Annotated in this window: 16 protein-coding genes; 10 read left to right on the top strand and 6 right to left on the bottom strand. The window is 69.2% G+C overall.

The window, feature by feature from the left end; genetic code table 11:
* Window positions 1-49 precede the first annotated feature (49 nt).
* Both ABVF28_RS13450 and ABVF28_RS13445 read right to left on the bottom strand, forming a co-directional pair.
* The gene (locus tag ABVF28_RS13450) at window positions 50-1,354 is read right to left on the bottom strand and encodes an NAD(P)/FAD-dependent oxidoreductase (protein WP_371030859.1); all 1,305 of its coding nucleotides are present in this window, start codon (window positions 1,352-1,354) and stop codon (window positions 50-52) included.
* A 115-nt stretch (window positions 1,355-1,469) separates the two neighbouring features.
* Window positions 1,470-2,078 carry a TetR/AcrR family transcriptional regulator gene (locus ABVF28_RS13445; RefSeq protein ID WP_371030858.1) on the bottom strand — a complete coding sequence of 203 codons (609 nt, stop codon included), beginning with the start codon at window positions 2,076-2,078 and terminating at the stop codon, window positions 1,470-1,472.
* A 114-nt stretch (window positions 2,079-2,192) separates the two neighbouring features.
* Between ABVF28_RS13445 and ABVF28_RS13440 the strand changes: the two genes are divergently transcribed.
* Window positions 2,193-3,005 (top strand): SDR family NAD(P)-dependent oxidoreductase, encoded by an 813-nt coding sequence (locus tag ABVF28_RS13440; RefSeq protein WP_371030857.1) that lies wholly within the window; start codon window positions 2,193-2,195, stop codon window positions 3,003-3,005.
* The gene (locus tag ABVF28_RS13435) at window positions 3,002-4,051 is read left to right on the top strand and encodes a 2,3-butanediol dehydrogenase (protein WP_371030856.1); all 1,050 of its coding nucleotides are present in this window, start codon (window positions 3,002-3,004) and stop codon (window positions 4,049-4,051) included. Before ABVF28_RS13440 ends, ABVF28_RS13435 begins: the two co-directional genes overlap by 4 nt.
* A 505-nt stretch (window positions 4,052-4,556) precedes the next feature.
* On the opposite strand, the gene ABVF28_RS13430 is transcribed toward ABVF28_RS13435, so the two are convergent.
* From ABVF28_RS13430 to ABVF28_RS13420, 3 genes are all read right to left on the bottom strand, one after another.
* On the bottom strand, window positions 4,557-7,076 hold the full coding sequence (locus ABVF28_RS13430) for an AAA family ATPase (RefSeq protein ID WP_371030855.1): 2,520 nt from the start codon (window positions 7,074-7,076) through the stop codon (window positions 4,557-4,559).
* 209 nt (window positions 7,077-7,285) lie between these two features.
* Window positions 7,286-7,513, bottom strand: coding sequence for a DUF1272 domain-containing protein (locus ABVF28_RS13425; RefSeq protein ID WP_104310698.1), 228 nt, complete (start codon window positions 7,511-7,513; stop codon window positions 7,286-7,288).
* Window positions 7,513-8,133 (bottom strand): DJ-1/PfpI family protein, encoded by a 621-nt coding sequence (locus ABVF28_RS13420; protein WP_371030854.1) that lies wholly within the window; start codon window positions 8,131-8,133, stop codon window positions 7,513-7,515. Before ABVF28_RS13420 ends, ABVF28_RS13425 begins: the two co-directional genes overlap by 1 nt.
* A 159-nt stretch (window positions 8,134-8,292) precedes the next feature.
* Here ABVF28_RS13420 and ABVF28_RS13415 point away from each other — a divergent pair, with 159 nt between their 5' ends.
* Window positions 8,293-8,757: a hypothetical protein gene (locus ABVF28_RS13415; RefSeq protein ID WP_371030853.1), complete on the top strand. Its 465-nt coding sequence runs from the start codon at window positions 8,293-8,295 to the stop codon at window positions 8,755-8,757.
* Window positions 8,758-8,854: 97 nt separating this feature from the next.
* Here ABVF28_RS13415 and ABVF28_RS13410 read toward each other — a convergent pair whose 3' ends face one another.
* Window positions 8,855-9,835 carry an NAD(P)H-quinone oxidoreductase gene (locus ABVF28_RS13410; RefSeq protein WP_371030852.1) on the bottom strand — a complete coding sequence of 327 codons (981 nt, stop codon included), beginning with the start codon at window positions 9,833-9,835 and terminating at the stop codon, window positions 8,855-8,857.
* 39 nt (window positions 9,836-9,874) lie between these two features.
* On the opposite strand from ABVF28_RS13410, the gene ABVF28_RS13405 reads away from it, so the two are divergent.
* The 7 genes from ABVF28_RS13405 to ABVF28_RS13375 all read left to right on the top strand — a co-directional run bounded on the left by ABVF28_RS13405 (window position 9,875) and on the right by ABVF28_RS13375 (window position 17,670).
* Window positions 9,875-10,774 (top strand): MurR/RpiR family transcriptional regulator, encoded by a 900-nt coding sequence (locus ABVF28_RS13405; RefSeq protein ID WP_371030851.1) that lies wholly within the window; start codon window positions 9,875-9,877, stop codon window positions 10,772-10,774.
* 281 nt (window positions 10,775-11,055) lie between these two features.
* Window positions 11,056-11,775 carry a tyrosine-protein phosphatase gene (locus tag ABVF28_RS13400; RefSeq protein ID WP_371030850.1) on the top strand — a complete coding sequence of 240 codons (720 nt, stop codon included), beginning with the start codon at window positions 11,056-11,058 and terminating at the stop codon, window positions 11,773-11,775.
* On the top strand, window positions 11,772-12,752 hold the full coding sequence (locus tag ABVF28_RS13395) for a metallophosphoesterase (RefSeq protein WP_371030849.1): 981 nt from the start codon (window positions 11,772-11,774) through the stop codon (window positions 12,750-12,752). The genes ABVF28_RS13400 and ABVF28_RS13395 overlap by 4 nt, the downstream gene beginning before the upstream one ends.
* A 33-nt stretch (window positions 12,753-12,785) precedes the next feature.
* Window positions 12,786-13,829 carry an ABC transporter substrate-binding protein gene (locus ABVF28_RS13390; RefSeq protein ID WP_179557648.1) on the top strand — a complete coding sequence of 348 codons (1,044 nt, stop codon included), beginning with the start codon at window positions 12,786-12,788 and terminating at the stop codon, window positions 13,827-13,829.
* Between the two features lie 19 nt (window positions 13,830-13,848).
* The gene (locus ABVF28_RS13385; protein ID WP_371030848.1) at window positions 13,849-15,540 is read left to right on the top strand and encodes an ABC transporter permease; all 1,692 of its coding nucleotides are present in this window, start codon (window positions 13,849-13,851) and stop codon (window positions 15,538-15,540) included.
* 55 nt (window positions 15,541-15,595) lie between these two features.
* Window positions 15,596-17,134 carry an ABC transporter ATP-binding protein gene (locus ABVF28_RS13380; RefSeq protein ID WP_371030847.1) on the top strand — a complete coding sequence of 513 codons (1,539 nt, stop codon included), beginning with the start codon at window positions 15,596-15,598 and terminating at the stop codon, window positions 17,132-17,134.
* Window positions 17,131-17,670 (top strand): histidine phosphatase family protein, encoded by a 540-nt coding sequence (locus ABVF28_RS13375; RefSeq protein WP_371030846.1) that lies wholly within the window; start codon window positions 17,131-17,133, stop codon window positions 17,668-17,670. The genes ABVF28_RS13380 and ABVF28_RS13375 overlap by 4 nt, the downstream gene beginning before the upstream one ends.
* The last annotated feature ends 27 nt before the right edge of the window (window positions 17,671-17,697 follow it).

Raw genomic sequence — 17,697 nt, 5'->3', positions numbered from 1 at the left:
CGCCCGCGTCGGCCTCGCTACGGGTCACGCAGCCCTGAAGCGTGTGGCCTCACGCCCGCCCCTTCAGGATGAGGTTCCAGTAGACCCAGGGCAGCACGTGGCGGTCGAACACCCACGTGAGGCGGCGCTCGCGGGCGAGGCCCTTCCAGAACGGGATGCTCGGCCGTTGCTTGAGGGTGTCGTCGAACTCCCCGAAGACGACGCTCGAGCGCGACACTGTGAACGGGGCGACCGTGTAGCCGTCGTAGTCGCTCTCCGGGGCCTGGTCGCGGAGCACGCTCACGAGGTTCTCGGCGAGCGCCTTCGTCTGCTTCCTCAGTGCACCCCCGGAGCGCTGGCTGCGCGACACGGCGGCATCGCCGAGCGACCACACGTTCGGGAACCGGTGGTGCCGCATCGTGTGCGTGTCGACGTCCACGAATCCGCGCTCGCTCCTCATCTCGGGGGTCGGGTAGGCGAGCTCAACGCCTGCGAGCCCGGCCTCGGCGATCCATTCGGGAGCCCGCTGCGGCGGCTCGACGATGAGGGCGTCGTAGGGGATGCGCTCGCGGTGTTCCCCAGCGGTCTCGATGACCGCGGTCTTCGCGTCGCCGAGCGCCTCGGTGAGCTGTGCCTCGCGGCGCACCTCGATGCCGTATTCGGTGATCTTGCGCTCGAGCTCGCGGTCGATCGCGGGCACGCCGAGCGGCGTCGCATCCGGCAGCACGAGCACGACCCGGATGCGGTCGAGCACGTCCCGGGATCGCCAGTAGTCGCAGGCGAGGTACATGGGCTTCTGGATCGCGCCGCCGAACGACGCGGGCTCCGGCGCCTGAACGAACACGGCCGTTCCCTGCCGCAGCTCGCGCAGCATCCGGGAGGTCTTGTGGGCGAGGCTGATCTCATAGCTGGACGCGACGTTCGGGGTGCCGAGCGCGGCCTCGAGGCCGGGGATCGCATCCCAGTCCTGCACGACGCCGGGGCAGACGACGAGGTGCTCGTAGCCGATGCTTCGACCGGATGCGAGGACGAGCGACGACGTCTCCGGGTCGACCGAGGCGACGGCGTCGCGGATGAGCGTCACGCCGTCCGGCATCACGTCGGCCTGCGGTCGCGCGGCCTGGCTCGCCTTCGCGGTGCCGCCGGCGACGTGCGAGAGGAGCGGCTGGTAGACGTGGTTCTCGCGCGGCTCGACGACGGTGATGTCGTCGACGCCGGCCCGCCGGAGTCGGCCCGCGACGGACAGGCCAGCGTTGCCACCCCCGATGACCAGCACTCGGTAGGTGGTGAGCGTCGGCTGCTGCTTCGGTGTCGGCTGCGGTGTCGTCGCTGACTGCGGTGCTGGCTGGGCGTCGCCGTTCGGGGTGGGGGTCATCAGAGCGACGCTATCCGCCAGTCGCTGTCGGGGGAGCCGCGACCGGGTCATGGTCACGCAACTCCCAGCCTGCTGCCACCATCGCGAAACAACTGCGCGTGTGCGGCGATGTCGCCTACGAACGTGAGCGTCCGAGCCACCAGTCGGGTGACGCGGCGATGATGGTGCGCGCTGCAGCGTCCACGTCCCCGTTCACGTCGCCGAGCTCGCCCGAGCGCAGCCACTCCTCGATGGCGCTGACGGTGCCGCTGCCGGCGTAGGCGACGAGGATGCGGCGGTGCCGTTCGTCGCCGATGCCGGGCTGTGCTGGCGGAGCGATCTCGGGGTGCCGCTCGAGGTGGGTGAGGAGGCCCGCCTCGACTCGGTCGACGAGGGTGTCGCGCACGGGCCCCGTGAGGCGAGGCGCCATGGCATTGAGGTAGATCTGCGCGTGGCGGGCGACGTGCCGGAGGAGCTCGCGTTCGGGCTCGTCGAAGACGCTCAGCTCGGTGCTGCTCGTGGCTGGCAGGTTCGCGATCGGGGCCATGAGGGCGTCGATCTCTTCCCCGAGGAAGTCCGCGAGGAGGTGCTCCGGGGTGGTCGCGTGACGGTAGAACGTGTCGCGGGTGATGCCGGCGGCCCTGGCGACCTGGGCGACGCTCACGTCGGCGATGGGCTGGGCGGCCGCGAGCTCGTAGATCGCCGCGCGGAGGGCCGAGCGGGTTCGTGCCTGACGCGGGTCCATTCGCCAACCTTATGGGGTGCGTGCCTCCTTCTCGGCAAACTATCTGACAGGTGACTGATAGCGGGCGTATGGTGAAGGGGCTCGCCAACGAGGGCGGGCAGAACGGAGTGAGCAATGTCACAAGAAGCAAGCTCAAGCACAGCGAGCAGCGCCGGCCGGTTCGCCGGCAAGGTCGCGATCGTCACGGGCGGGGTCTCTGGCATCGGCGCGAAGATCACGGAACGCCTCGTGGCGGAAGGCGCGTCGGTTGTCGTCGCCGACATCAACGCCAAGCTGGTCGCCTCGGCGGGCGAGACATTCGGCGCCAGCGTCGTCGGCCGCCGCACGGACGTGACCGACGAGGACGACTTCGCGGGGCTCGTCGCCGAGACGGTCGAGAAGTTCGGCACGCTGGATGCGCTCTTCAACGTCGCGGGCGGGTCGCGCTCCGGCACGCTCACCGACATCTCCTTCGAGGACTGGGACTTCACGGTCCGCCTCAACCTCTACAGCGCCTTCAACGGCACCCGCCTGGCGGCCCGGCAGTTCCTCGCCGAGGGCAAGCCGGGCGCGATCGTCAACGTCGCGTCACTCAACTCGCTGGTGCCGATGCACTTCGGGGTCGGCTACACCGCGTCCAAGGCTGCCGCCGTCATGCTCACGAAGCAGGCGGCGCTCGAGCTCGGCGAGCACGGCATCCGCGTCAACGCGGTCTCGCCTGGCCTCGTCGCGACGCCGCTCACGAAGGGCCTCACCGATCTCCCCGGGGTGCAGGAGGCGTACGACGAACGCATCCCGTTCCGGCGCGCAGCGCAGCCGGAGGAGATCGCATCCGCCGCCCTGTTCCTCGCGAGCGACGACGCCTCGTACATCTCGGGCGACAACCTCGTCGTCGACGGTGCCTGGTCCACGACCGGCTACCCCGACCTGCGGAAGTTCCTCGCATGAAGGCGGCAGTGTTCCACGCCAAGGAGGACGTTCGCGTCGAGGAGGTCGCCGAGCCGACGCCCGGCCCCGGCCAGGTGAAGCTGCGTTGCGCGTACGCCGGCATCTGCGGCTCCGACCTGCACGTCTACTACGCGCCCGAATCCTCGGGGCTCGACTTCGAGCATCCGCACCCCGTCACGGGGTCCATGCCGCCGCAGATCCTCGGGCACGAGTTCTCGGGAACCGTGGTCGAGCTCGGGGAGGGCGTCGACTCGGTTCAGATCGGCGACCGGGTTGCGGTCTGGCCGATCTACGCGTGCGGCGAGTGCGCCGCCTGCCGTCGCGGCAAGCCGAACGTGTGCACGAAGATCGGCTTCCACGGCCTCTCGTCGCACGGCGGCGGCATGGCCGAGTTCACGACGGTGGATGCGACGAAGCTGCACGTGCTGCCCGAGAACGTCGATCTGCGCCTTGGAGCGCTCGTCGAGCCGATGGCGGTCGCGTGGCACGCGGTCGAGCAGAGCGGTGTGCAGGCGGGGCAGACGGCGCTCATCTCGGGTGCCGGTCCGATCGGCATCGGCGTGTGGTTCGCGCTGCGGGCCAAGGGTGTGGAGGCGGTCATCGTCTCGGAGCCGAGTGCGGGGCGCCGGGCTGCGATCGCCGGAGTCGGGGCGTCAAACCTCGTCGACCCCACCAAGGAGGACCTGTCGGCTCGCGTCGCGGAGCTCACGGGCGGGGACGGCGTGGATGTTGCGTTCGACGCGGCCGGGGTGGGGCCCGCCGTGGCCGCCTCGCTCGCGAACCTCACGCCGGGCGGTCGGGTCGTGGTCGTCGCCATCCACGAGCGGCCCATGGACTTCCTGCCGACGCAGCTGGTCATGGGGGAGACCGCGATCGTCGGCACCCTCGCCTACCTGCAGAGCGACTTCGACGCGGTGATCGCGGCGATGGCGGCCGGCGGATACACGGCCGACGGATGGGTGGATGACGTGCCCGTCGACGACGTGGTCGGGGCCATCAAGCGCCTGCGTTCGGGCGAGGGCATGAAGGTGCTCGTGCGCGCCTGAGCCGGCTGGTTGAGTGTGCTGAGCCGGATGGCATCGGCCCAGCACACTCCGCCTCCTTAGGCCCAGATCCTGCGCGAGGGTAGGCCGAAACGCTTGCACAGGAACAACTCGACGGACTAGACGTCTCCTGGTGTCGCTTCTGCTCTCAGCTGGGGGAGCAGGCGACAAGAGGTGTGTTCATGTCTCCAGTCGACTCGCTCGAAGTGTGTTCGGAAGTGCTCGGCACGGTCTTTCCAAGCGTTCACGATGCCGCGCCCGTGATTGATAGCGGAGGACCGCCCGTGGAGCACATTGGAAGTATCAGCGTAGACAAACGCCAGGTGCTCGGCAGTGCGAAAAGCCTCCATGCGGTGCTCGTCGGGTACGCGTGCGACCAGCAAGCGCAGGCCGAGATTCACGGGCAACGGTTTAGTTGTGCCGGCGTCTCGCCGGAGGCATCTGCAGGCCGCATCGATGCCACGGCGTACGACGAGGGCAGAGATGCGGACGTCATGATCATCCACAATTACCACCGGATATCCGCCAGTTCAGTGAGACCGATGCGAGTTTCTCTGAGCGCTTGCTGGAGATCTGCCACCTCGAACTCGGGGGCGTCAGGATGCGCGCCATGATTGAAGACCTTCACATGTCCGGCGAGTCGGCTCCAGGCAGCATTGAGCTTCGAGAGCTGGTACTCGTCCCCCGGCCCAGCAAGGAGAGACTTGAGCGCCGCTTGGCGTTGCTTCGTTGTGTTTGCGCCATCGAAGCGAGCGCGGTCTGAGGCGCGATCCTCTAACGGGACACGAGCGAGATGCCGACGCGCAACCGACTCGAACCCTTCATCGACAGCCAAACGCATAAGGGCGGCAACATCAGCCAGACCTAGTGTTCCTTCCGTGACCAGTCTCCGATCGTTCGAGTTGACCCCTTGACCGGTGATCGGCTGTACAGGGAGCGAATCAGGGGAGCCGAGAAGCTTCCCGCAGAAGTCCAGGAGCTCCGTGGATGGGTCACCGCGAGGTGTGAGGACGACTGTTCCCTCGTCAGAACGTTGAGCTCGGAGTTCCGCGAAGTCGCCGCCAGAATGTGCCCGAAGGTACTCGACGAAGCGGCCGTCGTGGGTCGTCAGTAGCAATGTCGTTTCATGACTGATGTCGTTGAGTCTCGCAGCAAGCTTGTCCACGCGTAACTCATCGAACGCGTGCACTGGGTCGTCAATGAGAGCGAAACCGAACATTCCAGTTCTCGTGGTGGCGAGAACGGGGCCGAGGATAAGCGCGTTACGTTGACCCGCGCTTAGATGCGCGAGGTCAAGAGGCTTACCTAGCCGGTCCACGAGTTTGAGTTCGGCCTTACCTTTCGCGACCTCGAGTTCATTGAGCGTGATACCCGCGTCTTCCAAGAGAGCAGCGACGGCGTCCCCGACCAGCTCCTGCAGTCTCTCGGCTCGTCCTTTGCGGATCCCGCGAAGGGTCGTGTCCCAGAGTGTCTTCGCTCTCTTGGCGTTCACGAGGGTTCCTGCGACCGCAATGTTGGCCTCGAAAACGTTCAGGAACTCGGCTACAGCCTCCCACCGCTGGAGCAGCCAGCGGTGCCGCCGCCCGGAGAGTTCTACGGCGCGTGCGAGGTACGTTGCAGCTTCCGACGTACGTGCCCAAGAGTTCAGCGTCGCAATCGTTTCGGTTATGGAGGTGTCTGCCTGTACTCCGTCTCGCTGGCGCCGGATGAAGTCCGTGATGGATTCGATAGGGACCTGGAAGTTTTCGTCGGGAGCGCCGCCATGCTTGTGTATCCGTTGTGCTGCTGTCAGCGGCCCAATCACAAGCGCTTCGCATTGGACCAGCGCGCGCTGGAGCGCCTCCCGAAGAGTGCGCAACTCGGCAAGACGTTGCGCCACCACTCTTAGGTGTTCCTGCCAACCCGTATCGACAGACCCGCACACGGGGCAGGGGGCATCATTGGGGTGTGTCGCGCCCGTCGCAACGTTGTCCGCGAGTCTGGTCAATGAGTCTGCGATGTTCGCGTCGAAGGCGAGCGTCTCGGCCGCGCCGAGCCAGCTGAGGCCCGCCTGGTGGGTCTTTGATAGGTGATTCAGAAGCGTCGTTACCTGTTCGGCTTCAACGCTTTCGTCCGCAGTCTTCGTGGGGAGCAAGCCATTCTTGAGCTGCCACTCACCGAGTTCTTCCAAGGTAGTAGGAGGCGTCCAGTCGACCTCGGGTGTGTCAGCTCGAACGTGGTCTGGGGTCGAGGCGTCTATGGCTGCAATCATTTCGCGACTCAGGTCCAGCGCACCGGCAATGGCCGAGTTCGCTTCTCTGGCTGACTTTTCTTGCGAAATGACCGTAGCATCAAACGCCAACGTGTCTGATCCCATCGCAAGGCAGCTGGTTAGCCAGTCCTTGAGGTGCGTTTGCTTCTGCAATTCATCGGCGAGGTCCGCATACGCGATAACTGGCAATGATGCGCGCGTTGCCGCTCTCCAACCGTCCCAGTCTTTGTCATCTGCTTCAATCAGCGTTTCACTCTTCTCGCCGCTGAGGACCGCAGTCCGAGTGACGAGCCCGTCTCCATCGAGGCGGGCGGTGATGCGCAGCTGTTCGCGGGTCGGATCGTCGCGCAGAGTAACCTGCACGCTACCCTCGCGGGCGTTTGCATTGAGGTCGCTTGTCGGGACCCAAAGGCCCGAAACTCGCTTGCCGTCGCTAATGTGTCGGGCTGAACGCGTTCCTTCCAGCGCCAGCCTTAGGGCCTCCGTGATGCTGGACTTGCCGGTTCCGTTCACCCCGTAAACGACGGTGAGTCGTCGGCTTGAATCGACACGGAGCGTGCTGGTGCTGTTGACGCCACGAAAGCCTGTCACCTCGATGGCTTCGAGGAGCCATCGACGTCGCGCGGTGAGTCGGTCGGATTCCACTGCCGTGCACTGCTCTTCGATCAACTCCGTGAGCAATTCCCACGCTGCAGCGTCCTCCTCCTTCGCTGGCCTGGACGCGTTGCGAATCCGGTCGCGCAGATCGATCGATGTAAGTTCTCGGAGCTCGGACATCTCAACCAGCCTCTCTCTCGGGTGCTAAGTAACAGTGCGCACCGTCAATGGCAATGTACGAACTCAATCCACAACATGCGAAGTTCGTGGTGAGAGTCTCCGAACCTCGCGGGAGATTTCAGACAAATCGGACAAAGGCCCGGAGCATTCGTCGGGGAGGATGCTTCCTCCGTCTGCCCTAAGGGGGGCGATGACGAGCTCGAACGTCGCTACCCGCCGTGCACGCGGACCGTGCTCGGCGGGTTCGCGGCGAGCTTCGATGCCGGGCGCACGGGTCGCCGCTCCAGGTTGCCGCCGCAGTTCGGGCACGCTCGACCGGCGAACGTGCCGACGCAGTCTCGGCACCACGTGCATTCGAAGGTGCAGATGTAGGCCTCGGCGTGCGGGGGCAGGTCGACGTCGCAGCGCTCGCAGTTCGGGCGCAGCTCGAGGGCCATCAGGCGAGCCCGTTCTTCACCGCGTAGGGGTCCCAGCTCGCGTCGGCGTGCACCTCGAGCTCGGCGGCGTCGGTGAGCGTGGTCGCGACCTCGGGCCCGTGGATCGCGGCAATGATAGCGGCCGTCATGTCCATGCCGGCGGCGACGCCGGAGGACGTCCACCGGTTCCCGTCCTCGACCCAGCGGGCCTGTGGCACCCAGTCGACGGATGCGCCCTGCGATGATGCCCACGCGAACGCCCGCTTGTTGGAGGTCGCGCGGAACCCGTCGAGCAGGCCGGCCGCCGCGAGGAGCGCGGAACCGGTGCAGACGGAGGTCACGAGCCTCGCATCCGCTGCCCACCTCCCAAGCCAGGCCAGGAACTCGGGGTCGGTGGCGAGCGGGCGCGTTCCCTGCCCGCCCGGGACAAGCACGATGTCGGGGCTCGCCGCGTCGGCGAACGCGCTCGTGGCGATGACCTCCGGGCCCTGCGAGCTGCGGACCGGGCCGGCCTGTGGGGCGATGAGCTCGACGTCGAAGAGGGACGGGTCGATGCGGAACAGCTCGACGGGGCCGAACACGTCGAGGAGCTCGAACCCCTCGAACAGGACGACGGTGACGCGGCGCTTCGCTTCAGGCATGACGCCATTCTCACAGTGCGCGGCCCGGATCTTCCAGCGGAGGCCGCGGATTGCCCCGCCGAGGGCTGAGTTGTGGCCGTCCGGCGGCGACCGGAGCGACCACAACCCCACTTTTGCGGTCTCGGCTGACGCTCATCTGCCTCCGCCAGCATGTTCCGCATGAGCGATTCCCCCGAGACCCAGCCCGCCGGCGACCTTCCCAGCGACGCGATCGACTTCGCGGACCTCAACTTCAAGCTCGCCGTCATCCAGGAGCTGATGTACGAGCAGGAGCTGCTGACGCCCCAGTTCGTGCTCACCGACTTCCTCGAAGAGCACGTGGACCGGGAGGTGGACCTGTCGAAGGAGATCTCGGAGCCGATCCCCGAGGTGCTCGAGTACTTCCGGTCGCTGCCGGTGCCCACCGAGTTCGCGCCGGCTGTCGAGGAGCTGTTCCAGGACGGTGGGAACGACATCTACATGGAGATCGCCCCGCAGTGGAGCGGCGAGGACTCGACCTTCGACATCACCGACTTCACCGACACCCGCCACTTCCCGAACCTGTCGGCGATGACCCTTCTCGGCGTCGACGAGGAGGTTCTCGACGGGCTTCGCCGCAAGGGCATCGACGCGCAGCTGCTCTGAGCGCCGGTTGGCGAAGGCAGGTGCGCGCCGGTCAGCAGCTTCGGGGCGGCGCGCACCTGTCTGTCGCTGGTGACCGGCGCGCCGGTCAGCGCGTCGGTCAGCGTACGGCGAGAAGGATCTTGCCGACGTGCTCGCCGGACTCCATGCGCCGGTGGGCCCGGTGCGCGAAGTCGAGGGTCTCGACGGTGTCGAGCAGGGGCCGCACCTTGCCCGCTTCGACGAGCGGCCACACGTGCTCGCGCACCTGCGCGATGATCTCGCGCCGCTCTTCGAGTGGGCGCGCGCGGAGGGTCGTTCCCCAGATGCGGCCGCGCTTCTGCATGAGGCGCCCGACGTTGATGGTGGCCTCGTCGCCGCCCTGCGCCGCGATGACCATGATGCGGCCGTTGGCGGCGAGGGCGTCGACATCGCGCGCCAGGTAGTCTCCGCCGACGAGGTCGAGGATCACGTCGACGCCGCGACCGTCGGTGGCGTCGGCGATGACCTCCACGAAGTCCTGGTCGCGGTAGTTGATGCCCCGGGTCGCGCCGAGCTGCTCGGTCGTGGCGACCTTCTGGGCGGTGCCGGCGGTCGCGTAGACGGTGATGCCGAGGGCGGCCGCGAGCTGGATGGCGATGGTGCCGACGCCGCTGGTGCCGCCGTGCACGAGCAGGGTCTCGCCCGCCTTGAGCTGCGCGCTCATGAAGAGGTTCGACCAAACGGTGGCGACTGCTTCGGGGAGGCCGGCCGCTTCGACGAGGTCGACGCGCTTCGGCATGGGGAGCACGAGCCCTTCGTCGACGGCGACGCGATCGGCGTAGCCGCCGCCAGGCAGGAGCGCGACGACGTAGTCGCCGACCTTCCACGCCGTGACGGATGCCCCCACGGCGACGACGGTTCCGCTCACTTCGAGGCCAGGCCAGTCGGGTGCCCCGGCCGGTGACGGGTACTTGCCTTCGCGCTGCGCGACGTCGGCGCGGTTCACGCCGGCGGCGGCCACATCGATGACGACTTCGAGGGGGCCGGGGGTCGGCTCGTCGACTTCGGAGAGGATGAGGGCCTCCGGCCCGCCTGGCGTTGGAACCGTGATTGCGCGCATGGGGGTCAGTGTTTCATGCGGGCCCCTATACTCCCTCACATGTCAGGCCTCCCCACCCCGTCAGGCCTCCCTCCCGAGTCGGGGCGCGAGGACGCGTCGGTGCGGGGCGGTTCGGTGGCGCGGCCGGAGCTGAGCGTGCTCGCCCGCGTGCGCGCCGCATCCGCCGCCCTCGGGCCCAGCGAGCGCAAGGTCGCGCAGATGGTGCTGACGCGACCCGACGAGGTGGTCGAATGGTCGACGGCTGAGCTCGCGGACGCCGCTGGCACGTCGACGGCCACCGTCATCCGTGCGTGTCAGAGTCTCGGGTTCCGCGGCTTCCAGCACCTGCGGCTCGACCTCGCGCGTTCCGCTCCGCTCGCGCCGCGAGAGCAGGCGCAGTCGGTGGAGGCGAGCAGCTTCGACGATGCGATCGACGCCGTGCGGCTCGCGCAGGACAGCGTCGACCCGGAACGCATCGCCGCGGCCGTCGCCGCCCTTCGCGGTGCCAGACGCATCGTGCTCGTCGGCAGCGGGTTCTCGGGGCCGCCCCTGCAGGACTTCGCGATGCGTCTCAGCACACTCGGGCACTCCGTCGAGGCCCCGGTGGATGCGCTCGCGCAGCAGTTCGCGGTGCGGTCGCTCGCCAGCGGCGACGCGTGCCTGACGCTCAGCTACTCGGGCGCGAACGTGCAGTCGCTGCGCGCGGCGGAGGCCGCCAGGGCGCAGGGGGCGGCCGTGGTGCTCATCACGAGCTACGCACGTTCACCGCTTGGGCGGGTCGCCGACATCGTCGTGACGACAGGGCCGGCGGGAACGGCGCACGACATCGACCCGTTCCTCGCGCGCCTCGGCCACACCGTCGTGCTGCACACGCTGCACTCCACGCTGGGACAGGTGCTCGGTGACGACGCGGCCGTCGGCATGCGCCACGTCGTGGCCGACGCGCTCTCCGAGGACTGAGCCGACCACCTGCGGCTGCACTGCGGCGACCACCTGCTGCTGGACTGCGGCGACCACCTCCTGCTGGCGGTCGTGCAGGTGCCAGCGGACGTCTGAGTCGCCGCCTCGCGAACTCGCCTCGCGGCGTTCATCCGCTCGCTCGACGCCCGTCACCGCGCGTTCACCCTCGCTCGACACACTCCCGATGTAACGACGTTCCAAACCGTACGGAATCCGTGTAACGGATGCTCCTCGGGGGCGTGGGACCGAGGCATGTGATGGAAACGCAACGGGAGGTGCTCGTGAGAGCAATCGAGATCGACGGGCTGTTCAACGCCCGCGCAGCTGACGCGAACTCGCCGTGGATCGTGCGCGCTGGCTCCCCGGACGCGCTCTCGGCCGACGGTGAGTCAGCGCTGCGGGCGCTGGGCGTCGAGCTCATCCTCGACCTCCGGGAGCGCGCCGAGTCCGGTGACCGCACCCACCGCGTCCAGGTGCGCCAGGTCCCTCTCTACGGAAGCGAACCGCCAGTCGCGGGCCGTCTCGAGGACATCTACGAGACGCTCCTTCGGCGTCGCGGCGGGGCGCTCACGGAGGCTGTCGCCGTGCTCGCTAACGCCGAGCGCGGAGTGCTCGTGCACTGCACCGCCGGCAAGGACCGCACGGGGCTCGTCGTCGCTCTCGCGCAGCTCGTGGGCGGTGCACGCGAAGCCGACGTGGTGCGCGACTATGCGCTCTCCGGGGCCGCGGTCCGCTCTGTCCGCGAGGCGTTCGCCTTCGCCGTGGCCGACGCGTACCCGTCGGATCAGCGCGACGAGATCCTCCGCCTTCATCTCGACAGCCCGCCGGAAGCGCTCGAGCATGCACTCGACATCATCCGTGAGCTCGGCGGCGCCGAAGCGTACCTGCGCTCGCATGGCCTCACCGACGATCAGGTGCACGCCCTGCGCGGCAAGTCCGGCCGGACCACGGCGAGCGCGCTCACCCCGTCGGTCGCGCCCACCACGACGGCCACGTCATGACTGCCGACCTCGCCCATCCCGCCGACCTCGCCCATCCCGCCGACCTCGTGCTCCCCGCGGGTCGCGTCACGCCCGACGGTCCGCGCCCGTCGGTGCCGCGTCGCACGACGGTGCTCCACCTGAGCGACGTGCACGCAACCGCTGTCGCATCCCTCTACGGGGTGGTCGACGGCATCACGCGGATGCGCGCGGCGAGCGACTACGCGCGCGCCGCGGGTCTCGAACCCGATGCGATCGTCATCAGCGGAGACCTCATCGAGCGCGGGAACGCGGCCGCCTACCCGGCCCTTCGCGACGCCCTCCTCGAGCTGGAGGATTCGTGGGGTGTGCCCGTGCTCTCGGTGCTCGGCAACCACGACGAGAGGGCCGCCGCTCGCATCCTCCCCGGTCATCGGGCGTCGGTGGGTGCGCACGCGGAGGACGCCTCGCCCCGCGCCGTGCGGGTCGGTGCGTGGCGCTTCGTCTTGCTGGACTCGTCCACGGGGTCGCTGGGGGCGGAGCAGCTCGCGTGGCTCGACGCCGAGCTGAGGTTGCCTGCCAGCACCAGCACCAGCACCAGCACTGGCACTGGCAGCTCCAGCTCCCTCGCGCCCTCGGGGACGGTTGTCGTCATGCACCACCCGCCGCTCGGGTCGCCGTTGCCGATGCTGGCGCGGGCGGGCCTCCGCGACGCCGCAGACTTCCTCGACATCGTCGAGGGCACCGACGTTCGCGCGATCCTGTGCGGGCACTTCCACCATCCGCTGTCCGCCACGATGCGCGGCGTGCACGTTTCTGCGGGTCCGGCGCTCGCCTACCACCAGGTCATGGACGCCGAGCCAGGGACGGTGAGCGGCTTCGACCGCTCGATGTTCTCGCTGGTGCACCTCGGCGCGGACGGCGTCAGCGCCTCCAGCGTCGGCGTCGAGCATCCGGCCCCGCTCTTCACTCTCACCCCCGCCCCCACCACGTCTCAACCTTCACCTGTCTCCTCCTGAACAGACCCGCTCTCCTCGAACAGTTAGGTCATCATGAACTCTCTCCGTACCCCAGCCGCGCTCGCGGCCTTCGGCCTCGCCGGGGTCCTCCTCGCGGGCTGCGCAAGCTCCCCCAGCACCGCCGCCAGCGGTGACGCCAGCCCGTCGGCGGAATCCACGCTGGAAGCCGCCACCATCACCCTCTACACGTCAGAGCCGCAGGAGAAGGCGGATGCGCTTGTCGCCGCCTTCAACGAGGTGCACCCGGAGGTCACCGTCGAGGTGTTCCGGGCGGGCACGGGCGACCTCACGACGCGAGTCGCGACCGAGCAGGCCTCCGGCGGCGTGCAGGCCGACGTCTTCCTCGCGGCAGACGCCGGAACGTTCGAGGACTACGCGGCCGACGATCTGCTGCTGCAGTACTCGCCGGCCGACGTCGAGTCGCTCAACCAGGACATCGTCGACCCGGAGGGCTACTACACGGGCACGCGCATCATCCCGACCGTCATCGCCTACAACACGGGCCTCGTCAGCGAGCCGCCGACGTCGTGGGCTGAGCTCACCGACGCCGAGTACGCGAACAAGCTGGTCATGCCGAACCCGGACGTCTCCGGCGCGGCCGCCTACAACGCCGCCGTCTGGCTCGACGAGCCAGCGCTCGGTGAGGAGTGGATGACGAAGCTCGCCGCCAACAAGCCCGTCATCGCGGACAGCAACGGCCCCGTCTCGCAGGCCATCGCGACGGGCGCACAGCCCGTGGGCATCGTCGTCGACTACCTGGCGCGCGAGCTCGCCGCCCAGGGCTCACCGATCGCGGTGTCCTACCCGACCGAGGGCGTGCCCTACGTGTCGCAGCCCGTCGGCATCTTCGCCGACACCCAGGAGGCGGACGCGTCGAAGGCGTTCGTCGACTTCCTCGTGAGCGCTGACGGCCAGGAGCTTGCCGTCAGCCAGTCGTACCTGCCCGTTCGCGAGGACGTCGGAACTCCAGAGGGTGCTCCCTCCATGGACGAGATCACGATCCTCTCCCCGGAGCTCGAGACCATCCGCGCCAGCCAGGATGCGGCCGTCGAGAAGTTCCGCACGCTGTTCCTCTGATGACGGCGCTGCTCCTCTCATGACCGCAACCCTCACAACACCCCGGGGCGGTGCCGCTGAACGCAGCGGTGCCGCCTCGGCGGCGGTCTGGAAGACTGCGCGTTCCTGGCTGGATGGGGTCCACGGCCTGTCGCTTGCCCTCTGGGTCGCGGTCGCCGCGTTTGTGCTCGTGCCGATCGGCGCGATCCTCGTGCTCGCCGCCGGCGGCTCGCAGCTGCACGTCCTCTGGCAGGGCGACGTCGTCGAGGCCGCGACGAACAGCCTCGTGTCGGCAGGCGCATCCGCGCTCGGCGCCGTGGTGATCGGCACGGCGCTCGCGGTGCTGCTCGACCGCACCGACCTGGCGGGACGCCGCGGCCTGCGGCTCCTCGCGCTCACCCCGCTGCTCGTGCCCCCGTTTGTCGGCGCGATCGCGTGGCTCGGCATCGCCGGGCCGACGAGCCCCGTGAACCTCTGGTGGTCGCAGGCGTTCGGCGGTCCGCTGTGGTCGATCTACGGCGCGGACGGCGTCATCCTGCTCCTCACCGTGCACAGCTACCCCATCGCGATGCTCATCGTCTCGGCCGCCCTGCGCCGCGTGCCGTCCGACCTCGAGCAGGCCGCGCGCATCGCCGGGGCGAGCCCCGCCCGCAGCGTGTTCACAATCACCGTTCCCCTTCTTAGCCCCGCCCTGCTGTCGTCGTTCGTGCTCATCGCGGTCGGCAACCTCGCCGACTTCGGCATCCCCTCGATCATCGGACTGCCCGAGCAGTACACGACCCTCGCGACGCTCGTCTACCGCTACCTGCAGTCGGGGACCGTGGATGAGCCGCTTGCGGTCGTCGCGACGATCGGGGTCGTGCTGCTGCTGCTTGCGCTCGCGGCCCTGGTCGTCGACTTTCTCATCGGCAAGAGCCGTTGGGAGCTCGACTCGTCGTCGTCCGCGCCGCAACTCCTGCCGCTCGGGCGGGCGCGCATTCCCGCGTCCATCGTGACCTGGGTGCTGGTGCTCACCGTCACCGTGCTGCCGTTGCTCGCGCTGCTGCAGCAGTCGCTGCTTCGCGCGCCGGGGCTCGCCCTGGCGCCCGAGAACCTCACGCTCGACAACGTCGTGAAAGCCGTCACCTCCGCGAACGCGATCCAGGGCGCCACGAACTCGGTCATGCTCGCGGTGCTCGCGGCCCTCATCTGCGGGTTCCTCGGGCTCGGCATCGCGGTGCTCGTCACCCGAACTCGGATGCGCGGCAGCGGGCCCCTCCGCGCGCTCGCCATGCTGCCGCAGGCGGTTCCCGGCATCGTCATCGCCGTCGCGTGGCTCGTGCTGGCACCCCACATCGGGCTCTTCAACACGCCATGGCTGATTCTCTGCGCCTACGTCACCTCGTTCACGGCGCTCGTCGTGCAGGCCGTGGCGGCGCCACTCGCGAGCACCCCGGCGAGTGCCGAGGAGGCCGCGAGGATCGGGGGAGCGGGCCGGATGCGCGCGCTCGTCGACATCTCCAGCCGCATGGCGGCGCCCGCTGCGATCTCCGGTGCGGTCCTCGTCGCCGTCACCGCGGTGCGCGAGCTGACGCTGTCCGTGCTGCTCCTCTCTCCCGGATCGCAGACGCTCGGCGTCGCGATCTTCAACCTCCAGCAGGCCGGGGCGTTCAACACCGCCGCAGCGCTGTCGCTCATCGTGGCGCTCCTCGGCGTCACCGTCATCGGCATCGCCACGAGGGCACCGAAGTAGCGGTCGGCGCTCTTCTCGACCTTCTCTCTGCATCACCATCCTGGAAGGAAACACCGTGGCATCCGTCACTCTCGCCTCAGTCTCCGTCCGCTTCCCGAGCGGCACCGTCGGCCTCGACGACATCGACCTCGCGCTGCGCGATGGCGAGTTCCTGGCGCTCGTCGGCCCGTCCGGGTCGGGCAAGACGACGCTGCTGCGCACGATCGCCGGTTTCCAGGCCCCCACGTCGGGGCGTGTGAGCATCGGCGAGCGGGTCGTCGCCGGCGGGGGATCCGTGGTGCCGCCGGAGGCCAGGGAGCTCGGCATGGTGTTCCAGCAGCACGCCGTCTGGCCGCATTGGAACGTCGGCCGCAACGTCGACTACCCGCTGCGCCGCGCCCGTGTCTCGAAGCCCGAGCGCCGTCGCCGCGTCGATGAGGCGCTCGAGATGGTCGGCCTGGACGGCTCTGCGAAGCGCGATCCGGCGACGCTCTCGGGCGGTCAGCGGCAGCGGGTCGCGATCGCCCGCGCGCTCGTCGGGAGGCCGCGGGTGCTGCTGCTCGACGAGGCCCTCTCCGCGCTGGACGAGCCGCTGCGCGACAGCCTCAGGCTCGAGCTGCACACCCTCACGCGCGAGCTCGGCCTGACGGTGGTGCACGTCACCCACGACCGCTCCGAAGCGCTGGCCCTCGCCGATCGCGTGGCGGTGCTCGACGGCGGGCGCATCCAGCAGCTCGGCACCCCGGAGGAGCTCGTGACGCGTCCCGCGTCGCCGTTCATCGCGAAGTTCCTGTCCGACGCGACCATCGTGGACGGCACAGTTGGCGGGGCGGTCGACGGCACAGTTGACGGGGCGGGTTTCGCAGCGGATGCGCACCCGCTGCGCGTGGACCGGGGCGGGCTTGAGGGGCACCAGCAGGAAAGCCACGGTCCGGTTCAGGCGGCCATCCTCCCGAGCGACGTCGAGGTGGAGATCGTGGGCACGGTTGCGGGCTCGGTTGTGGGCAGGGCTGCGGTCGGTGCGAAGGTCGCGGGCCCGACGGATGCTCCAGGCCAGTCCGCCCACGCAGTCGGGGTAGGCGATGTCCTGCGTGAGGGCGTCTCGCGTCAGGCAGGCGAGGCAAGCGAGACAGGCGAGGCAGACCTCGCGGGTGACGCGACGGTCAAGTCGGCGCTCTTCACAACGGAGGGCAGCGACCTCGTCCTCGACTGGGCTGGCCTGCGGTTGCGCGCGCGGACCCGCGGCGTTCGGCCGAAGGTCGGCGACCGGGTCACGGTCCGCGTCGCGAGAGCACGGATCTACGGCGCTGGTGTTGGCGCTGATCTCGGGGCTGGCGCTGGTACTGGTGTGGGACCCGATGCTGGCGCTAGCGCGGGTGGCGCCGATGTTGGTGCTGCGGTCGCGGGTCCCGCGGCTGCTGACTCTGGTTCCGGAGCCCGCGCATCCGCGGCTCCCGACTCCAGCTCCGGAGTCCGCGCACCCGCGGGTGGTATCGACGCATCCACCCCCTCGGCGACTCGCTCGGAGGTGACCGGGCCGACTGCCGGTCCGACCCCGGCTGGCGCGCCGGAACTCGCAGTCGGCGTTGCCGGCTCCTCCGGGTCGGGGGCATGACGCTCGCGCTGGTGCGGCACGGTCGCACCGCCTGGAACCTGGAACGCCGGCTGCAGGGCCGCAGCGACATCGCCCTCGATGCGCACGGGGCGGCGCAGGCGGAAGCCGCGGGCCGGCTCCTCGCCCGCGCGCAGTGGGGCCGGGTGGTCACCTCGCCCCTTGCCCGTGCGGCGCAGACCGCGGCGATCGTGGGCTCGCACCTCGGCGCCCCCGATCCTGTCGTGGAACCCGGCCTGCTCGAGCGCGACTTCGGGGAGGCTGAGGGGATGCGGGTGGCCGAGGCCGCAGAGCGATGGCCGTCTGGCGACTACCCGGGCTCGGAGTCGGCAGTTGAGCTGGGGAGGCGAGCTGGCAGCGCCCTCGGCGCCCTCCTCGAGGCAACCGGGACTGCGGTGGTCGTGAGCCACGGCGTCTTCCTGAGGGCGGGGATCGAAGCGATCACGGGTGGCGTGTGCCCTCGCATCCTGAACGGGCAGGTCGTGCTGCTCGAGCCCGGCGCTGGGCGTCGGCCGACGGCGCGCTTCCTGGGGGAGTGACGGGCGCCCCTGGCTACAGTTGATGCC

This window comes from Pseudoclavibacter sp. JSM 162008 (assembly GCF_041366455.1).
Taxonomy (GTDB): domain Bacteria; phylum Actinomycetota; class Actinomycetes; order Actinomycetales; family Microbacteriaceae; genus Pseudoclavibacter.
The sequence above is the reverse complement of the archived record's forward strand: the minus strand, read 5'-3'. Positions and strand labels throughout refer to the sequence as shown.

What these genes read in the sequence shown, in the direction of transcription:
- ABVF28_RS13375 (WP_371030846.1), top strand. Translation starts at nt 17,131, where the DNA reads ATGACGCTCGCGCTGGTGCGGCACGGTCGCACCGCCTGGAACCTGGAA.
- ABVF28_RS13410 (WP_371030852.1), bottom strand. Translation starts at nt 9,835, where the DNA reads ATGCGCGCAATCACGGTTCCAACGCCAGGCGGGCCGGAGGCCCTCATC.
- ABVF28_RS13435 (WP_371030856.1), top strand. Translation starts at nt 3,002, where the DNA reads ATGAAGGCGGCAGTGTTCCACGCCAAGGAGGACGTTCGCGTCGAGGAG.
- ABVF28_RS13405 (WP_371030851.1), top strand. Translation starts at nt 9,875, where the DNA reads ATGTCAGGCCTCCCCACCCCGTCAGGCCTCCCTCCCGAGTCGGGGCGC.
- ABVF28_RS13395 (WP_371030849.1), top strand. Translation starts at nt 11,772, where the DNA reads ATGACTGCCGACCTCGCCCATCCCGCCGACCTCGCCCATCCCGCCGAC.
- ABVF28_RS13445 (WP_371030858.1), bottom strand. Translation starts at nt 2,078, where the DNA reads ATGGACCCGCGTCAGGCACGAACCCGCTCGGCCCTCCGCGCGGCGATC.
- ABVF28_RS13385 (WP_371030848.1), top strand. Translation starts at nt 13,849, where the DNA reads ATGACCGCAACCCTCACAACACCCCGGGGCGGTGCCGCTGAACGCAGC.
- ABVF28_RS13450 (WP_371030859.1), bottom strand. Translation starts at nt 1,354, where the DNA reads ATGACCCCCACCCCGAACGGCGACGCCCAGCCAGCACCGCAGTCAGCG.
- ABVF28_RS13440 (WP_371030857.1), top strand. Translation starts at nt 2,193, where the DNA reads ATGTCACAAGAAGCAAGCTCAAGCACAGCGAGCAGCGCCGGCCGGTTC.
- ABVF28_RS13425 (WP_104310698.1), bottom strand. Translation starts at nt 7,513, where the DNA reads ATGGCCCTCGAGCTGCGCCCGAACTGCGAGCGCTGCGACGTCGACCTG.
- ABVF28_RS13430 (WP_371030855.1), bottom strand. Translation starts at nt 7,076, where the DNA reads ATGTCCGAGCTCCGAGAACTTACATCGATCGATCTGCGCGACCGGATT.
- ABVF28_RS13415 (WP_371030853.1), top strand. Translation starts at nt 8,293, where the DNA reads ATGAGCGATTCCCCCGAGACCCAGCCCGCCGGCGACCTTCCCAGCGAC.
- ABVF28_RS13420 (WP_371030854.1), bottom strand. Translation starts at nt 8,133, where the DNA reads ATGCCTGAAGCGAAGCGCCGCGTCACCGTCGTCCTGTTCGAGGGGTTC.
- ABVF28_RS13390 (WP_179557648.1), top strand. Translation starts at nt 12,786, where the DNA reads ATGAACTCTCTCCGTACCCCAGCCGCGCTCGCGGCCTTCGGCCTCGCC.